At 65.5% G+C, this 16,326-nt stretch carries 4 protein-coding genes; 2 read left to right on the forward strand and 2 right to left on the reverse strand.

Translation table 11 applies throughout. From position 1 onward, the window contains the following. Positions 1-245: 245 nt before the first annotated feature. Positions 246-6,293, reverse strand: a complete 6,048-nt coding sequence (locus NKI15_RS24200) for a translocation/assembly module TamB domain-containing protein (RefSeq protein ID WP_352887233.1) — start codon at positions 6,291-6,293, stop codon at positions 246-248. A 2-nt stretch (positions 6,294-6,295) separates the two neighbouring features. Then, positions 6,296-8,224, reverse strand: coding sequence for an autotransporter assembly complex protein TamA (locus NKI15_RS24205; RefSeq protein ID WP_352887235.1), 1,929 nt, complete (start codon positions 8,222-8,224; stop codon positions 6,296-6,298). A 277-nt stretch (positions 8,225-8,501) separates the two neighbouring features. Between NKI15_RS24205 and NKI15_RS24210 the strand changes: the two genes are divergently transcribed. Both NKI15_RS24210 and pbpC read left to right on the forward strand, forming a co-directional pair. Continuing rightward, positions 8,502-13,988, forward strand: coding sequence for an alpha-2-macroglobulin family protein (locus tag NKI15_RS24210; RefSeq protein ID WP_352887238.1), 5,487 nt, complete (start codon positions 8,502-8,504; stop codon positions 13,986-13,988). Between the two features lie 83 nt (positions 13,989-14,071). Continuing rightward, the gene (pbpC, locus tag NKI15_RS24215) at positions 14,072-16,177 is read left to right on the forward strand and encodes a penicillin-binding protein 1C (RefSeq protein WP_352797150.1); all 2,106 of its coding nucleotides are present in this window, start codon (positions 14,072-14,074) and stop codon (positions 16,175-16,177) included. Positions 16,178-16,326 lie beyond the last annotated feature (149 nt).

Genomic DNA, 16,326 nt, shown 5'->3' on the forward strand with positions numbered 1-16,326 from the left:
CTCCCATTGTTGGCTTTCCGCCTTTTAACATTCCGCATCCCTGCCGTGATGTCAAAGACGGCATGGCTACGGAACCTGTTAGGGAATGTGCAACTTTGAAAAGGGAGCGGTTCGCGTGATAACGACAGACTTGGCGCAAAAGTGCTAGCGCGCCCAGATTCCGCCGGAATCTGCTTAGGCGAGTAACTGATACATTTGGGCGGGTTGAGACAGCGCCAGTTCCGGCGGCGGTAAGGGCCAGGAACTCAATATTCCTTTTCGTAGAATATGCCGCCCTTGGCCTCGCCGCCATCGTTGGCCTCGCCGCGCAGCTTGACGCCGCGTCCGACATTGAGGTCGATCGTCGCCTTGCCCGATCCTGGCCTGTCGCCTTTCTGGATCGTCACATAGGTGCGGTCATTGAGGTACTTGCCCGCCGACACGGCGGTGCCGCCCTGGTCATCGGTGGTCACATCCAGGTCATCGACGCCGATTGCACTGCGCAGGTTTTCGAGCAGCGAGGTCGAGCCGCCGACGCCGGCCAGTTGGCCGGCGGCCTCGGCCAACTGCGCGATCTGAAGCGGCGACAGGTTCGACATAGAGCGGCCGAAAATCAGCTGCGCCAGCACCTCGTCCTCGGGCAGCGCCGGCACCGATGAGAAGTCGAATTTCGGATTGGTCGCTTCGCCCGAGACGACGATGGTGACGGTGGCGCTGGTCGTGGTCGATGTCGCGGTCAAGTTGAGGTAGGGCACCAGCGACCCCGAAAAGCCGACCGTGCCTTCGGTAAAGGTCAGCCGCTTGCCGAGGATCGACAGCCGCCCACGCTGCAAGGTGAAGGTGCCGACCGCCTGCGGCGAAGCCGCCGGGCCGGTCAGCCTCAGCGAACCGCCGAACTCGGCATCGACGCCCCTGCCCTGGATGAAGATCTGGTTCGGCGCATTGACCGTGACGTCGAGGACAAGCCCACTGCCGCCACCACCGCTGGCCGCCGCCGGTCGCAAGGCCTTATCCTGCGCCCGTACGGAGGCGGGCGCGTTCTTGTGCTTGACACCGAGCGCTGCCAGCGAGCCCGGCAGCTTATCGGGAACGGTGATGACGGTCTTGGCCAGGTTGACGGTGCCCGAAATCACCGGCGCCGAGGTGAGCGGCCCCTTGATGGTCAGGTCGCCGCCGAGATTGGCTGTCACCACCCTGCCGTCGGTATAGCGGCCGTCAACCAGCTTGATAGACAAATCGGCTGGGAAACCTTGCGCCGGATTGATGCCGAGTGTGCCGGAGGCCGACAGGCTGCCGCGTGTCGACAGCGTGCCGGTCAGCCGGTTGACCCGGGCAACGCCGTTGCCGATCGAAATGTCGGCGGCAATGTCATTGACGGCAAGGCCGGAGCGCGCGTCGACCAGGCGGGCGCCCGACGTGCTGACCGTGCCGCCGATCACCGGCGACGCCGCCGGGCCGCGCACCTGGATATTGACGTTGGCGGTGCCGCTGAGCGACAGGCCTTGCGCCGCAAGCTTGGCGGCCAGGAAGGAAAATGGCACCTTGCCGTTGAAGTCGAGCACCAGCGCTGGTGTGCCGGCCGTCGTCACCATACCGCCGCCCTTGAGGCCAAGCCCGGCGCCGTCGCTGATGTCGGCGTTGAAGGTGAGCTTCTTGCCGGCGAATGTTCCCGACGAAGAGATATTCATGCCGCCAAGACCGGCGCTGCGCGTCTGCGAGGTCTGCACCCCACCAGCATCGATATCGAAGGCGACAGTCGGATTGCCCGGCGCGCCGGTTACCTTGACTGTTCCCGAAATCGAACCGGCGGCCTGGAGGCCCGGCGAAAAACTGTTGGCGAGTGAGGCCGGCACCTTCGACAGCGCGGCGCTGATGTCGAGTGCCTGTCCGACCTTGCCGGTCACCGTCGCCGTGCCGCCACCGAGATTGAGCACCAGCTTGTCCAGCGTCGTGGTGCCGTTCGCGATGCTGACGGTCGAGGCCTGGGCGATGGCCGCCTTGATGCCCTGCACCGTGGCCTGGCCGGAAGCGAGTTCGATGGTGGTGGTGCCGCCAGCCACCTTTACCCTGCCCGCAGCCTTCGCCGGAATGCCCTTGACGGTGGCGCCGCCGGAAAACCCGGTCCAGTCGCCGTCGCGCTTCAAATCGACATCGATGCCGCTGATGGCGGTGCCGCCGGAAATGACGCTGTCGGCGCGAATTTTGCCCGAGATGACCGGCGCGGCGAGATAGTTGGCGACCAGCGCATCGATCGACACCGTCTTCGCCTGCAGGTCGCCGCGCGTAATCGAAGCGGTCGCAGCCTTGACGGCGACGTTCGGGCCATCCGCGGTCTTTGAGAAGGCGATGGTGCCGCGCACGTCGCCTTCGGCCTTTTCCAGCGCCAGCGCCGCCAGCGGCCCGATATCCGGCAGGTCGAGCGCGATGGTGCCGACCGGCACGAAAGCCTCGTCGAGCGCAAGGTCGCCGGAGATCTTGTTGTTGCCGAGCGACAGCAGCAGGCCGTTGATGGCGCTCTTGCCGTCGGCCGTCGCCAGCACCGCGCTGCCTTGCAGCGCCTGCCCTGCGACATTGCCGGTCAGTTGCACATTGGCCGCCGGATTGGCGGCGTCGGCCTTGCCGGTGGCGGTCAGCTTCAACCCGGTGATTTCGCGTTCCGCCACCAGCAGCCGGTCGCTGTTGACTGTCAGCGATAGGTCCGGCGCCAGGCTAGGCCCCTGCGCGCTGAGTGCGAAGCTGATCGCGCCTTTGGCATCTTTCGACAACAGTGAGATGTCGGCCAGTGCACCCTTGATATCTGCGCTGAGCTTGTTGTCGGCGAGACTGGCCTGACCGTCCGCGGTCAGTGCGCCCGACGCCAGCTTGACCGGATTGGCGCTGACATTGCCATTGCCATCCCGCTTCAGCGTGGCGCTGAGCTGCGTGCGCTCTGCCAGCACGCTGCGCGCCGCCGCCGGCAACGCCGCCGACAGCACGTCGGCGTTGAGGTTGAGGTCGATTGCTCCATCGGCAAAGCCGACACGGCCATTGAAGGCGCTGCCCAGCGCATCGGCCTGCACCGAGCCGCTGTCGATGGTGATCGCGTCCGCCGCCAGGGTGCCGGCGATCTTGGCGGTGATCTTGCCGGCGATCAGCGGCGCGATGGTCGGATTGTCCAGACCGATCTTGTCCGCCGTCACCGTGCCCGAGATCGGACCGGTTCGGCTTTTCATATCAAATGCATCGGAATGCAGCGCAAGCGCAATGCCCTCGACCTTGGCGTCATCCGTCGCCACCGAAGGCAGTACCGCCGAGATGTCGAGCTTGGCTTGCGCAGCCTGCCCGGCCGCCTTCACCGACAGCGCCTGCAATTCGAGCTTGATCGGGCTTTCCGCGCTGCCCAGCGTCAACGGCAGGCTCGGACCGGACGATGTCAGATCGAGCGCGAAATCGCTGGCGCCGTTCGGGTTGACGGTGCCGGCTGCCTTGCCGGAGATTTTTTGGCCCGACAGCGTCGCCTGATCCAGCACGACGCCGCCGGCCGTCGAATAGCTGCCGGCCGCATCGACATCGAGCGGTCCGAGCCCGGCCTGACGGGTCTGGCTGGTCTCGGCGCCGGTCAGTTTTGCATTAAAGCGAATGTCGGGATTTGCTGATGGCCCGGTGATTTGCGCCGTGCCGTCGAGCGTGCCCGCGGCATCGAGGCGGGGCGAAAAGCCATTGGCAAGCGCAGCCGGCAGCGCCGAGAAGGTCGCCGCCAGATCGAGCGTCTGGCCCGCCGTGCCCGACAGCGTCACCGAGCCGCCGCCGAGATCGACTACCAGCCTTTGAATGTTGGTTATGCCATCGGCAATGGTCAGGCTCGACGGCTCGGCGATCGCCACCTTGATGCCGCGCACCGTCGCCTCGCCGGACGCGATCTCGACGCTGGTCGCGCCGCCGGCAATCTTCGCCCGCCCGGCAGCTGTCGCCGGAATGCCTGATATGGTTGCGCCGCCGGTGAAATTCGTCCAGTCGCCGTCACGCTTGAGGTCGACGCCGATGCCACTGACGACGGTCGTTCCCGAGGTCACGCTCTCGGCCTTGATCGTGCCGGAGATCGCAGGGCTGTTGAGATAGTTGGCGATCAGTGCGCTGACGGTGACTGCCTTGGCTGCCACATCACCGCGCGCGATCGACACGCTGGCTGCATTGATGGTGACGGTGGGCGCCTCGCCGTCTTTGGAGAACACCACGGTGCCGCCGATATCGCCGGCCACCGTCTGCCCGGCCAGCGACGCCAGCGGCGCGATGTCGGGGGCGGAGATCGTCAGCGTCCCCAGCGGCAGGAATTTTTCATCGAGCGCGAGGTCGCCCGACACCTTGTTGTCGCCCAGCGCTACGCTGAGCCCCTTGATGGAGCGCTTGCCGTCGCTCGTCACCAGCGCCGCCTTGATGGCGAGCGGCTGTTCGTCGACCGCGCCGGTCAGCGAGACATCTGCGGCCGGGCTCACAATGTCGGCCTTGCCCGATGCGGTCAGCTTGATGTCCTTGACCGTGCGGCCGGAGGCCGTCAGGCTGGCACTGTCGGCCGAAACCGAGAAATCCGGTGCGTTGCGCGCGCCGCTTGCCGTCAGCGCGAAATCGACCCCGCCGGCGACCGGCACGCCGACCAGCGAAGACAGCACCGAGACGTCGCCGAGCTTGCCCTTGATGTCGGCCTGGATATCGCTGCCTTGCGCGCTGGCGGTGCCGCTGGCGCTCAGCGAACCGGAAGTGAGTTCGATCGAGTTGGCGGCGAAAGAGCCCTGCGGATCGCGCGTCGCGGTCGCCGAGAATTTGACCCGTTCGCCAAGCAGCGAACTGATCTGCGGCGGCAGCGCCGTCGACACAGCATCGGCATTCATCTTCAGCGTCATGGCGAGATCGGCCAGCGTCACCTTGGCCGTCAGCCCGGCATTGAGAGCATCGCTGCGCAGCGTGCCTTCGTCGAGCGAAATCTCGTCCCTGCTGATCGAACCGGCAAGAGAGGCCGTCAGCTTGCCGGTCACCAGCGGCGCCAGCGTCGCGACGTCGGTCTTCAGCCCGGCCGCTGCCAGCGACACGCTGACCGGGCCGCTGCGGTTCTCGAAGTCGAAACCGTCGGAATGGATCTTCGCATCCAGATTGTTCACCTGAGAGCCGCCCGCCACCACCGAGACCAGTGAAGCGCTGGCGTCAATCATCGGCGCCTTGCCGTCACCGAAGGCGCGCGCGGTCACATTGTTGATGGCCACCATGATCGGCTGCGCTTGGGTACCGACATTGACCGTGACCGGCTTGGCTTTGGCCACGAATTCGACCGAAAGGTCGCTGGCGCCCTTGGGGTCGACCATGCCGGCAGCGGTCCCATGAACTGCGTCGCTCTCGATCGCAGCGCGCTCGATGTCGACGCCGCCGGCTGCGGTCGCGGTGCCGGCGAGGTCGAAACTGGTCTTGCCGGCAAACAGCGACTTGAACCGTTCCGGCAGGAACCCTTCGAACGAACCGTCGCCCTTGGCCTCGATCCGGTTGCCTTTGTCGGTCAGCTGGTGCCGGCCGGTGAGCTGGGTAACGATCTGACCGTCGACCATGAAGGTGCCGATGCCGCTCCAGTTGGCCAGCGGCCCGGTGCCCGAGACGACGATGTTGACCGGCGGCGCGCCGGGTAGCTTGAGCAGGTTGGCGATGATGCCGCCGGCCGGCTCGGAAGCCTTGAGATCGAGGTCAAGCTTGTTTTCATCCGGCGCGAAGTGGATGTTGGCGTCGACATTGCCTTGCTTGCCGTCATGGCGGGTAACGTTGAGCACCGTCTGGATCGCCAGCGGCGACGCATCGACCTTGGCCGATCCCTTGGCCGCAAGTTCGGCAATGCCGCTGCCGGCAAGTTGCTGGCCGAGCGCAATCTCCGGCAAATCGATCGCTCTGATATCAAGCGAAACCGGCAGGCCGGTCGAACCGCTCTTGCTCGGCTCGGTGCTCGCCACAGGCAGCCGTGCCAGTTCTATGCGTTCGGCCGCTATGCGGTCGGCGCTGAAATTCTTCGACAACAGCGCCAGCGGCGACCAGTCGACGGCCACCTTGCGGGCCACCAGCCAGGCGCCCTCGCGGTCTTCCAGCACGACATGGTCGACCGTCAGCGCGCCGGACCAGATACCGTTAATGCCGCTGACCGTGACTTTGCTGTCCCCTGACGAGGCCATGTCAGAGATGATGCCGGCGAGATTTTCGCGGCCGCGCTCGGTCTTGGTCAGCACGACCAGCGCGCCGATGCCCGCCGCCGCCACGATCAGCAGCGTGTAGAAAAACAGGCGAAGGATGCGTTTCAAAATCTTCATCGTCAGAACGCCTGTCCGATGCCGGCATAGATGCCGAAACGCGGGTCGCCACGGTCGCGGTTGAGCGGCACGGCGGCGTCGATGCGCAGCGGCCCGAACGGCGTGATGTAGCGCAGGCCAACGCCCGCGCCGACCTTCACGTCGGAAAAGTCCGGCGTCGCTGTGGTCGAGACAGTGCCGGCGTCGACGAACGGCACGATGCCGATCGTGTCGGTCAGCGCAATGCGCATTTCGACCGATGTTTCGAAGAAGGAAAGCCCGCCGATCGGCTGATTGTCGATGTCCTTCGGTCCGATGCCCTGATAGGCATAGCCCCGCACCGAGCCGCCACCGCCGGAATAGAAGCGCCTGTCGGCTGGAACGTTCTGAAGGCCGGTGCCGACGATCGAACCCAGCGCGACGCGTTCGGCAAACACGAATTTCGAGGCCGTGTCGAGCGACTGATAGGCCGACCCCTCGCCCCTGAGCTTGAGGAAGGCGGCGCCGCTCAGAATGTCGTAGCTCGGTTCGGCATAGGCGAGAACCCTGAAGCCGCTGGTCGGATTGAGCCGGTTGTCCCTGTTGTCATAGACATACTGCAGCGGAATGCTGGCGATCAGGTATTTGTGCTTGCCGAAGGCGTCCGTGATCCTGGAATAGTCGAGCGCGATTTCAGCCGAAACCGTCTGCTTCTTGTCGATCTCATAGGACAGGCCGGTGCTGCCCTTGACCGAGAAATGATCGTAGGCATCGGGATGTTCGAGGACGGTCTTGACGCTGGCGATGAATTTCGAGGCCGGCCCGACCACGCCCGGCTTCTCGAACATGATGCCGGCATTGTAGTTGAGCTCGCTGAGATCGTTGCTGCCGATGCCGCTGATCTTGCCCTCGATGCGCAGCTTTTCGGCCCGGCCGAACAGATTTCGGTGGCCCCAATAGCCTTCCAGGCCTAGCCCTTCGGTGTTGGAGAAAGTGCCGCCGACGCCGAAATAGCGTGGTTTGCGCTCGCTGACCTGAACGCCGATCGGAATGTTGCCGTCGGCGTCGAGACTGTCGGCTTCCTTCAGCGTCACGCTGTTGAACACTTCGAGCCTCAGCAGCCGGTCGCGGGCATCGTCGATCTCGTCGGGCGAATATTGCCGGCCGCGTTTCAGCCCGGTCATATATTCAGTGAACTCGCGATTGACCTTCTCGGTGCCATCGACGGTGGTGTCGCCATAACCGGCAACCGGCCCGGCGGCCACCGTCAGCGTCACGTCGAGCGTCGAGGTGGTGTGCTCGGCCACGACCTGCCTGTCGGTGATCCGGGCAAGCGGCCGGCCCTCCTGCTTCAGCGCCCGCACGATCAGCGCCTCGGCCTTGAGCACGGCGCCCGAGCCGGCATCGCCGCCGGCTATCAGGCCGAAATCGGCGCTCGCCAGCCCGGCGGCATCGCCCTCCAGCCTGATATTGCCAAGTGTGAATTTGGGCCCGCTCGAAATGCTGACCACCACTGGCACCGGCTGCGGACCTGTAAATTCGGCATCGGGCGGCAAATCGTCCAGCGCCTTGCCCTGGATAGTGATGTTGACGACGCCTTCATAGCGGGCGTCGGCATAAAGCGCGGCGACCAGCTGTTCGCGGTCGCTACGCGCCTTTGCCAAAAGGGCGAGCGAGCCGGAAACCGGGCGATCCTCGTCGGATTTCAGCGACGAGGCGTTTTCGAGCTTCTTGACCAGGTCATTGTCGGCATCGGGCGCTTCGATGGTCACCGCATAGCGCAGCGGGTCGACGATATCGGCGTCCTCGTCATTCGAAGAGCCCCACAATTTGATGCCGAAGAGCTCGAAGGCGGCCGCCGACCCCGATTCGGCAACGAGCACGGTCGAGCACGCCAACGCCACAATCAGCGCGCGCGAAAGCGTGCGCCGTGGCGCACTTACCTTCGACATCTGCGCTTCATACGCCGGCATCAGGACAACCTAGGTTACAAAACTAAAATTGGAATGAAGTTTTGAAGCGCTCGTAAAGGGGCCACAATCCAATTGTCTGAAATAGGCAGGGCTTGGAATTCACACCTTCTGCGTTTTCGCAAGAAAGCGTGATCCCTTTCCCGTGGATGAACTATCGGCATACCGGTCATTGGCCGGTTTGGGAACCGTTGGCGGGCGGAAACCTGCCCGTCCTCGTGTTGACAAGCTTGACTGAAGCTTGAACATGCCGCGGACGTAGCAGTGTCTGGAGGGTGTTATGGCGATGCGCGCGGCGGCTCGTGGTCTGTCGATCTTGATTCTTCTCATTTTCGCCTGGGGGTCTGTAGCGCAAGCGGCCGAAGCCCGCCGGGTGGTGACCTCAAATAATTCCGACTATTTCGGCTTCGATCTCAGATCGGACCAGAATGTCAGCCTCGATCAGTGCAAGACGACATGCCTCGGCGACCCCGCCTGCCGCGCCTTTACTTACAACAACAAGGCCAAATGGTGCTTCCTAAAATCCGACTATAACCAGTTGAAACCCTTCAGCGGCGCGGTCGCGGGCAAGGTCGTCAATGTCGATGGCGACCCCGATATCGGCGCCCCGCCGGAACTCGCCTTCTTCCCCAACTGGATGGCCGACCAAGCCCAGCAATACCGCAACAAGCTGACCGATCCGGCCTATGACAAGCCGACCGACGGGCTGGAATCACTCCGCGCCGCCGCCGAACAGGCTGCACTGACCGGCGACCATGGCCAGGCCATGAACAAATACGAGGCCGCGGTCTCGGTCCTGCCTGACGACGGCCAGCTTTGGCTCGGTCTGGCGCGTGAAACGCTTGCCATACAGCCGGCCAGCGGCACCTCCGAATCCTACAATCTGCCGGTCAAAGGCACCTCCGCCGCCATCAACGCCTACAAATTGCTGCGCACCACCAAGACCCGCGCCGAAGTGCTGGCGCTGCTCGGCAACGGCCTCGACCGCCGCGATCTCTACCGTCCGGCCCTGCAGGCTTATGAAGCCAGCCTCGCGCTGGTCAGTTCGCCGGCGGTCAAGGCCGAATATGAGGATCTCAAGGCCCGCAAGGGCTTCCGCGTCATCGATCACTCGATCGACGCCGACACCAGCGCGCCGCGCATTTGCGCGCAGTTTTCCGAGGAGCTGGTGAAGACCGGCGTCGACTACGCCCAGTTCGTCACCGTCGACAACCAGCCGCCCAAGGGCGTCGAGGCCAAGGACAAGCAGATCTGCGTCGAAGGCCTGGAGCACGGCCAACATTACGAAGTGACCTTCCGCGCCGGTCTACCGGCCGCCATTGGCGAGGTCACCGCCGCTCCGGTCGTGCTGTCGATCTATGTGCAGGACCGCGCGCCGTCCGCCCGCTTCACCGGCGACAGCTTCGTGCTGCCCGCCGGCGCCCGCCGCGGCATCCCGGTCGTCACCGTCAACATGAATGCCGCACAGATGAAGCTCTACCGCATCGGCGATCGTTCGCTGGCGCAGCTTCTGTCCGGCTATCAGTTCCTGAAGCAGCTCGACGGCTATGATATCTCCAGCATTTCCGACCAGATGGGTGAGCCGGTCTGGCAGGGCCAGCTCGACATCGCCAACGACCTCAACAAGGACGTCACGACTTCGTTCCCGGTCGACGAAGCCTTGCCGCAGCGCAAGCCCGGCGTCTACGTGCTGACCGCGCAAGCGGTAAATGAAAATGACGAGGACAATTACAATTCGCTTGCCACGCAGTGGTTCGTCGTCTCCGACATCGGCCTGTCGACCTATACCGGCCAGGATGGCCTCAATGTCTTTGCCCGCTCGCTCGGAACCGCCAAGCCGATCGCCGGCGCCGAACTGACGCTGCTGGCCAGGAACAATGAAATCCTCGGCACAGCCACGTCGGACGCCGAAGGCCATGCTGTCTTCAACCCCGGCCTGACGCGCGGCGACGGCGGCATGGTGCCGGCCGTTCTGATGGCCAAGCAGGGCGACAACGATTTCGTCTTCCTCGACATGGGCCGCGCCGGCTTCGATCTGTCCGATCGCGGCGTCGCCGGACGCGCCGCACCGGGCGCGCTCGATGTCTATGCCTGGACCGAACGCGGCATCTACCGCGCCGGCGAGGATGTGCATGTCGCAGCCCTTGCCCGCGACGTCGCCTCCAAAGCGGTGGAAAACCTGCCGCTGACCTTCATCTTCACCCGTCCCGACGGCGTCGAGAACCGCCGCATCGTTGCCGATGGCGTCTCGGCCGGCGGCTATGCCGTCGACCTGCCGCTGGAAGCCAACGCCATGCGCGGCACCTGGACGGTGTCGATCTATACCGATCCCAAGCAGGCGGCCGTTTCCAGCCAGATGTTCCTGGTCGAAGACTTCGTGCCGGATCGCATCGAGTTCGACATGAAGTCCGACAAGCAGGAGATCGCACAGGGCGAAACCGCCAACATCGACATTGACGGCCGCTTCCTCTATGGCGCGCCGGCCGCCGGCCTCGCGCTCGAAGGCGAGCTGACGCTGTCGACGGCGCGCGACTGGGACCGTTTCGCCGGCTATTCGTTCGGCCTTGCTGACGAGCAGTCGGCCGAGCCTTCGGTCACCCCGTTCACCGGTCTGCCGGTGGTCGGCGACGACGGCAAGGCGACCTTCCCGGTCACGGTCGACCAATTGCCCGCGACCACCAAGCTGGTCGACGCCAAGGTCACGGTTCGCATGCGCGAAACCGGCGGCCGCGCCATCGAGCGCTCGCTCAACATCGGCATCCGCCCGCAAGGCCACATGATCGGCATTCGTCCGGATTTCGCCGACAATGAGGTGCCGCAGGGCGGCACCGCCAAATTCAGCCTCATCGCGGTCGATCCCGACGGCAAGCGCGAGACGCTGAAGGGCGCGCAGTGGTCGCTGGTCAAGGTCGAACGCAATTACCAGTGGTATCGCAACAACAACTCGTGGAACTACGAACCGGTCACCTTCACCAAGTCGATCGCCAACGGCCAGGTCAATCTCAGCGCCGATGCCGAGGCGACCGTGACGATGCCGGTCGACTGGGGCCAGTACCGGCTCGAGATCGAGACTGCCGATCCCGAGGGCCCGGCGACCAGCTATGAGTTCGACGCCGGCTGGTATGTCTCCTCGACCTCCACCGAAACGCCTGACGGGCTCGAGATCGCTCTCGACAAGGACAGCTATGCCGCCGGCGACGTGGCCAAGCTGAAGGTGTCGCCGCATTTTGCCGGCGAACTGCTGGTCACCATCGGCGCCGACAAGCTGCTCAAGACCATCACGGCAACCGTGCCGGCCGGCGGCAGCACGGTCGACATCCCGGTCGGTGACGACTGGGGCGCGGGCGCCTACATCTCCGCAACCCTGTTCCGGCCCGGCGATGCGCAGGAAACCCGCATGCCGGCGCGCGCCATCGGCGTAAAATGGCTGACGGTCGACCCAGGCTCGAAAAAGCTCGCCGTCACCCTGACGCCGCCGGACAAGACGATGCCGCGCCAGCAGCTGTCGATCCCGGTTTCGGTCGCCGGCGTAGCGCCGGGCAGCAATGCCTATGTCACGGTCGCTGCCGTCGATGTCGGCATTTTGAACCTCACCAACTACAAGGCGCCGGATCCGGAGGGCTGGTATTTCGGCCAGCGCATGCTCGGGCTCGAAGTCCGCGACATCTATGGCCGTCTCATCGACGGCTCGCTCGGCACCACCGGCAAGCTCAGGACCGGCGGCGACGGCGCCTCGATGCAGCCGCAAGGCAGTCCGCCGACCGAAAAGCTGGTCGCCTTCTTCTCCGGCCCGGTCCAGCTCGACGCCGACGGCAAGGCAAGGATCGACTTCGACATCCCGCAGTTCAACGGCACCGTGCGCGTCATGGCCGTCGCCTGGACCAAGGAGGCCGTCGGCCATGCCACGACCGATGTCATCGTGCGCGATCCGGTGGTGATCACTGCCGGCCTGCCCCGCTTCCTGGCGCCTGGAGATGCAGCTATCATGCGGCTCGACGTCGCCGACACCGACGGTCCGGAGGGCGACTATGCCCTGTCGATCGCCACGACCGGCGACCTCTCGACCGGCGACAAGCCCTTGCCCGAAAAGCTGACGCTGGCCAAGGGCAAGCGCCAGACGCTGACCGTGCCGCTGATTGCACAGACGGCGGGCAATGCCTCGATCACCATCAAGCTCGCCCATGGCGACGGCACCGCCGTCGAGCAGACGCTGTATGTTCCGGTGCGTCCGGCGCAATTGCCGGTCACCACCCGTCTGGTCGTCGACCTCAAGGGCAATGGCGGCTCGCTGCGCGTCGACAAGGAGCTGCTCGCGGCAAGCCTGCTCGACGGCGCCTCGATCAGCGTCGGCGTTTCGCAGGCTGCCGCCTTCGACGTGCCGTCGCTGCTGATGACGCTCGACCGCTACCCCTATGGTTGCGCCGAGCAGACCACCAGCCGCGCCATGCCGCTTCTCTACGTCAACGATCTGGCGTCCGGCGTCGGCATGCAAAGCGATCCCGAACTGCACGGCCGCGTGCAGGCCGCCATCTACAAGGTGCTGAGCTACCAGGCTTCGGCCGGCAGCTTCGGCCTGTGGGGTCCGGGCTCCGGCGATCTGTGGCTTGACTCTTACGTCACCGACTTCCTGACCCGGGCGCGCGAGCAGAACTACGACGTGCCGGCGCTGGCGATGAGCCAGGCGCTGAGCAATCTGCAAAACTCGGTCGGTTACGACCAGGACGTCCAGGATCGCGGCAGCGAAATCGCCTACGCGCTCTATGTTCTGGCCCGCAACAAGAAGGCCTCGGTCGGCGATCTGCGCTACTACGCCGACACCAAGCTCGAAGCCTTCTCGAGCCCGATGGCCGTCGCCCAGTTGGCGGCGAGCCTGGCGCTCTACGGCGACGCGCAGCGTTCGGAAGCAACCTTCCAGACGGCGCTGCAGCTGGCCAAGTCGACCACCGAATACGACTACTACCGGTCCGACTATGGCTCGCGGCTGCGTGATGGCGCCGCGATCCTGGCGCTCGCCGCCGAATCGAGGCCGGTGCCGACCATCGTGCCGGAGCTGATCCGGCTGGTGGCAAGGGAACGCGCCGATGCCCGCTGGACCAGCACGCAGGACGAGTCCTGGATGCTTCTGGCGGCCCGCGCGCTGAAGTCGGGCAACGACTCGATCACGCTCTCGGTCAACGGCGCGCCGCATGCCGGTGGGTATTCCAACCACCTCAGCGGCACCGACATTGCCGACAGCCCGCTGACCATCGCCAACACCGGCGCCACGCCGCTGCAGGCGGTCGTCACCACGGTCGCCTCGCCGGTAGAGCCCTTGCCGGCCGGCGGCGACGGCTTCACCATCGACCGCACCTACTACAAGCTCGATGGCACCGAAGCCAACGTCACCGAGGCGACGCAGAACGAACGCTACGTGGTCGTGCTCAAGGTTTACGAGCAGAACCGCTGGCCTTCGCGCCTGCTGATCACCGACCTGTTGCCGGCCGGCTTCGAGATCGACAATCCGGGCCTTGTTTCCAGCGCCCAGCTGTCGAACTTCACCTGGCTGGCGCAAACCGACGCCGCCCATCTCGAATTCCGCGACGACCGTTTCGTCGCGGCATTCAATCCCAATGGCGGCGATGGCGACCGCAACATCATGCTGGCCTATGTCGTGCGTGCGGTGACGCCGGGCACCTACGCCCATCCGGCGGCCACGGTGGAGGACATGTACCGGCCGCAATATTCGGCCCGCACCGCCACCGGTATGATGGAGATCAAGGCGCCGTAAGGCGCCTTGACGAAGATGAACACGCCGATGTCCGCGACCATCTCCTTCTCCCCGCTATGCGGAGAGAAGGAGCCGGCAGGCGGATGAAGGGCACCACCATGCTCTCCAGAAAATTTCTCCGTCGAACAGGCATCGCCGCCGCCTCCCTCGTCGGCTTTGCGGCGATCGCTGCCGCTTCTCTCTGGGAACTCGACCGCGCTTTTCCGCCGCCGCTGCCCGGAAGGCTCACCGTCTCCACCGAGGTCCAGGACCGCGACGGCCAGCTGTTGCGCGCCTTCGCCACGCCGGACGGTTACTGGCGGCTCGACACTCATCTCGACCAGGTCGACAAGCAGTTCGTCAACATGCTGGTCACCTATGAAGACAAGCGCTTCTGGGACCATGATGGCGTCGATGTGCTGGCGCTGGCGCGCGCCGCCGGCCAGTTCGCCACCAGCGGCCGTATCGTCTCCGGCGGCTCGACCCTGTCGATGCAGCTTGCCCGGCTGATCGAGCCACGCGAAAACCGCAGCCTCGGCTCGAAGATCAAGCAGATGCTGCGTGCCATCCAGATCGAGCGGCGGCTGTCCAAGCAGGAGATCCTCGAACGCTACCTGACCTTGGCGCCCTATGGCGGCAATCTTGAAGGTGTGCGCGCCGCCTCGCTCGCCTATTTCGGCAAAGAGCCGAAGCGGCTGACGGTCTCGGAAGCAGCACTGCTCGTCGCCTTGCCGCAATTGCCGGAAAAGCGCCGGCCCGACCGCAATCTCACCATCGCTCATGCCGCCCGCGACCGCGTGCTGACCCGCATGGTTTCGGCAGGCCTGCTTGGCGAGCGCGAGGCCGCGCGCGCCGCCCTCGACGATGTCTCGGGCCTGCGCCGCAAATTGCCGGCGCTGGCGCCGCACGCCGCCTACGCCATGCTGCCCAAGGCCGTGCCCGGCAAGCCACTGCAGCTTACGATCCGCAAAAGCGTCCAGCAAGGGCTGGAACAGGTGGCGCGCGATGCCGCGATCAAGCTTGGCCCGCGCCTGTCGGTCGCCATGGTGATGGCGGACGCACGCACTGGCGACATTCTTGGCGAAGTCGGCTCGGCCGATTTCTTCGATGCCAGCCGCTCCGGCTGGATCGACATGACCAGGATCGTGCGTTCGCCCGGTTCGACGCTGAAGCCGTTCATCTATGGCCTCGCCTTCGAGCAAGGGCTGGTGGCGCAGGAAATGCTGATCGAGGACAGTCCGGTCGATTTCGGCGGCTACCGGCCAAAGAATTTCGACATGGGCTATCAGGGGGATGTCTCGATCCGCCAGGCGCTGCAGCTGTCGCTCAACGTTCCGGCGATCCGCGTGCTCGACTCGGTCGGCCCGGCACGGCTGATGGCGCGCTTCCGCCAGGCCGGCGTCAGCCCGGTGCTACCGGTCAACGAGGCGCCGGGCCTCGCCATCGGCCTCGGAGGCGTCGGCGTAACGCTGCGCGATCTCGTCCAACTCTATACCGGCCTCGCCAATGGCGGCAAGGCAAACACGCTGCATGACGGCACCGAGCCGGCCAATGCCGAGCGCACCACCGCCACGATCCTCGACGCCCAGGCGAACTGGCAGATCACCGACATATTGTCGGGCGTAAAGCCGCCCGAGGGCGCCTTGCAGCGCGGCATCGCCTACAAGACTGGGACGTCCTACGGCTACCGCGACGCCTGGTCGGTCGGCTTCGACGGCCGCTACGTGCTGGGTGTGTGGGTCGGCCGCGCCGATGCCGGTGCGGTGCCCGGCCTGTCCGGCTATGTCTCGGCCGCCCCCATCCTGTTCGAGGGCTTCGTCCGCTCCGGCCTCACCGCCGTCCCGTTGCCCAGCCAGCCGGCCGGTGTCCTCAAGGCCAGGCGCGAAGACCTGCCGGTGACATTGGGGCGCTTCGGCGCCGGCGCCGACGGACTGGTGCAGGCAGGCCCGACGGAACCGGCGCCAACGATCATTTTCCCGCCCAACGGCGCCCGCGTCGATCTCGCCACCAATTCCGCCGAGGCCTCGCCGCTGGTGCTGAAACTGCAAGGCGGCCGCGCGCCGTTCCGCTGGCTGGCCAATGGCAAGCCGCTCGTCGGCATCGACCGCCGCCGCACCGCGACCTGGCTGCCCGACGGCGCCGGCTATTCAACGCTCACCGTAATCGACGCCGTGGGACGCGCGGCAAGCGTGAAGGTGTTCGTTGAATAGATGGCGCCAAGCGATTCAGGGGATTGGGCTTCTTCGCCTGAAACCCGGCGCGAGGCACCCCCCTCGGGGGCGGGGGGGGCCGGGGCGGGGGCGGGGGGGGGGGGGGGGGGGGGCGGGGGGGCGGGGGGGGGGGGGGGGGGGGGGGGGCG

This window comes from Mesorhizobium sp. M0862 (assembly GCF_040319795.1).
GTDB lineage: Bacteria > Pseudomonadota > Alphaproteobacteria > Rhizobiales > Rhizobiaceae > Mesorhizobium.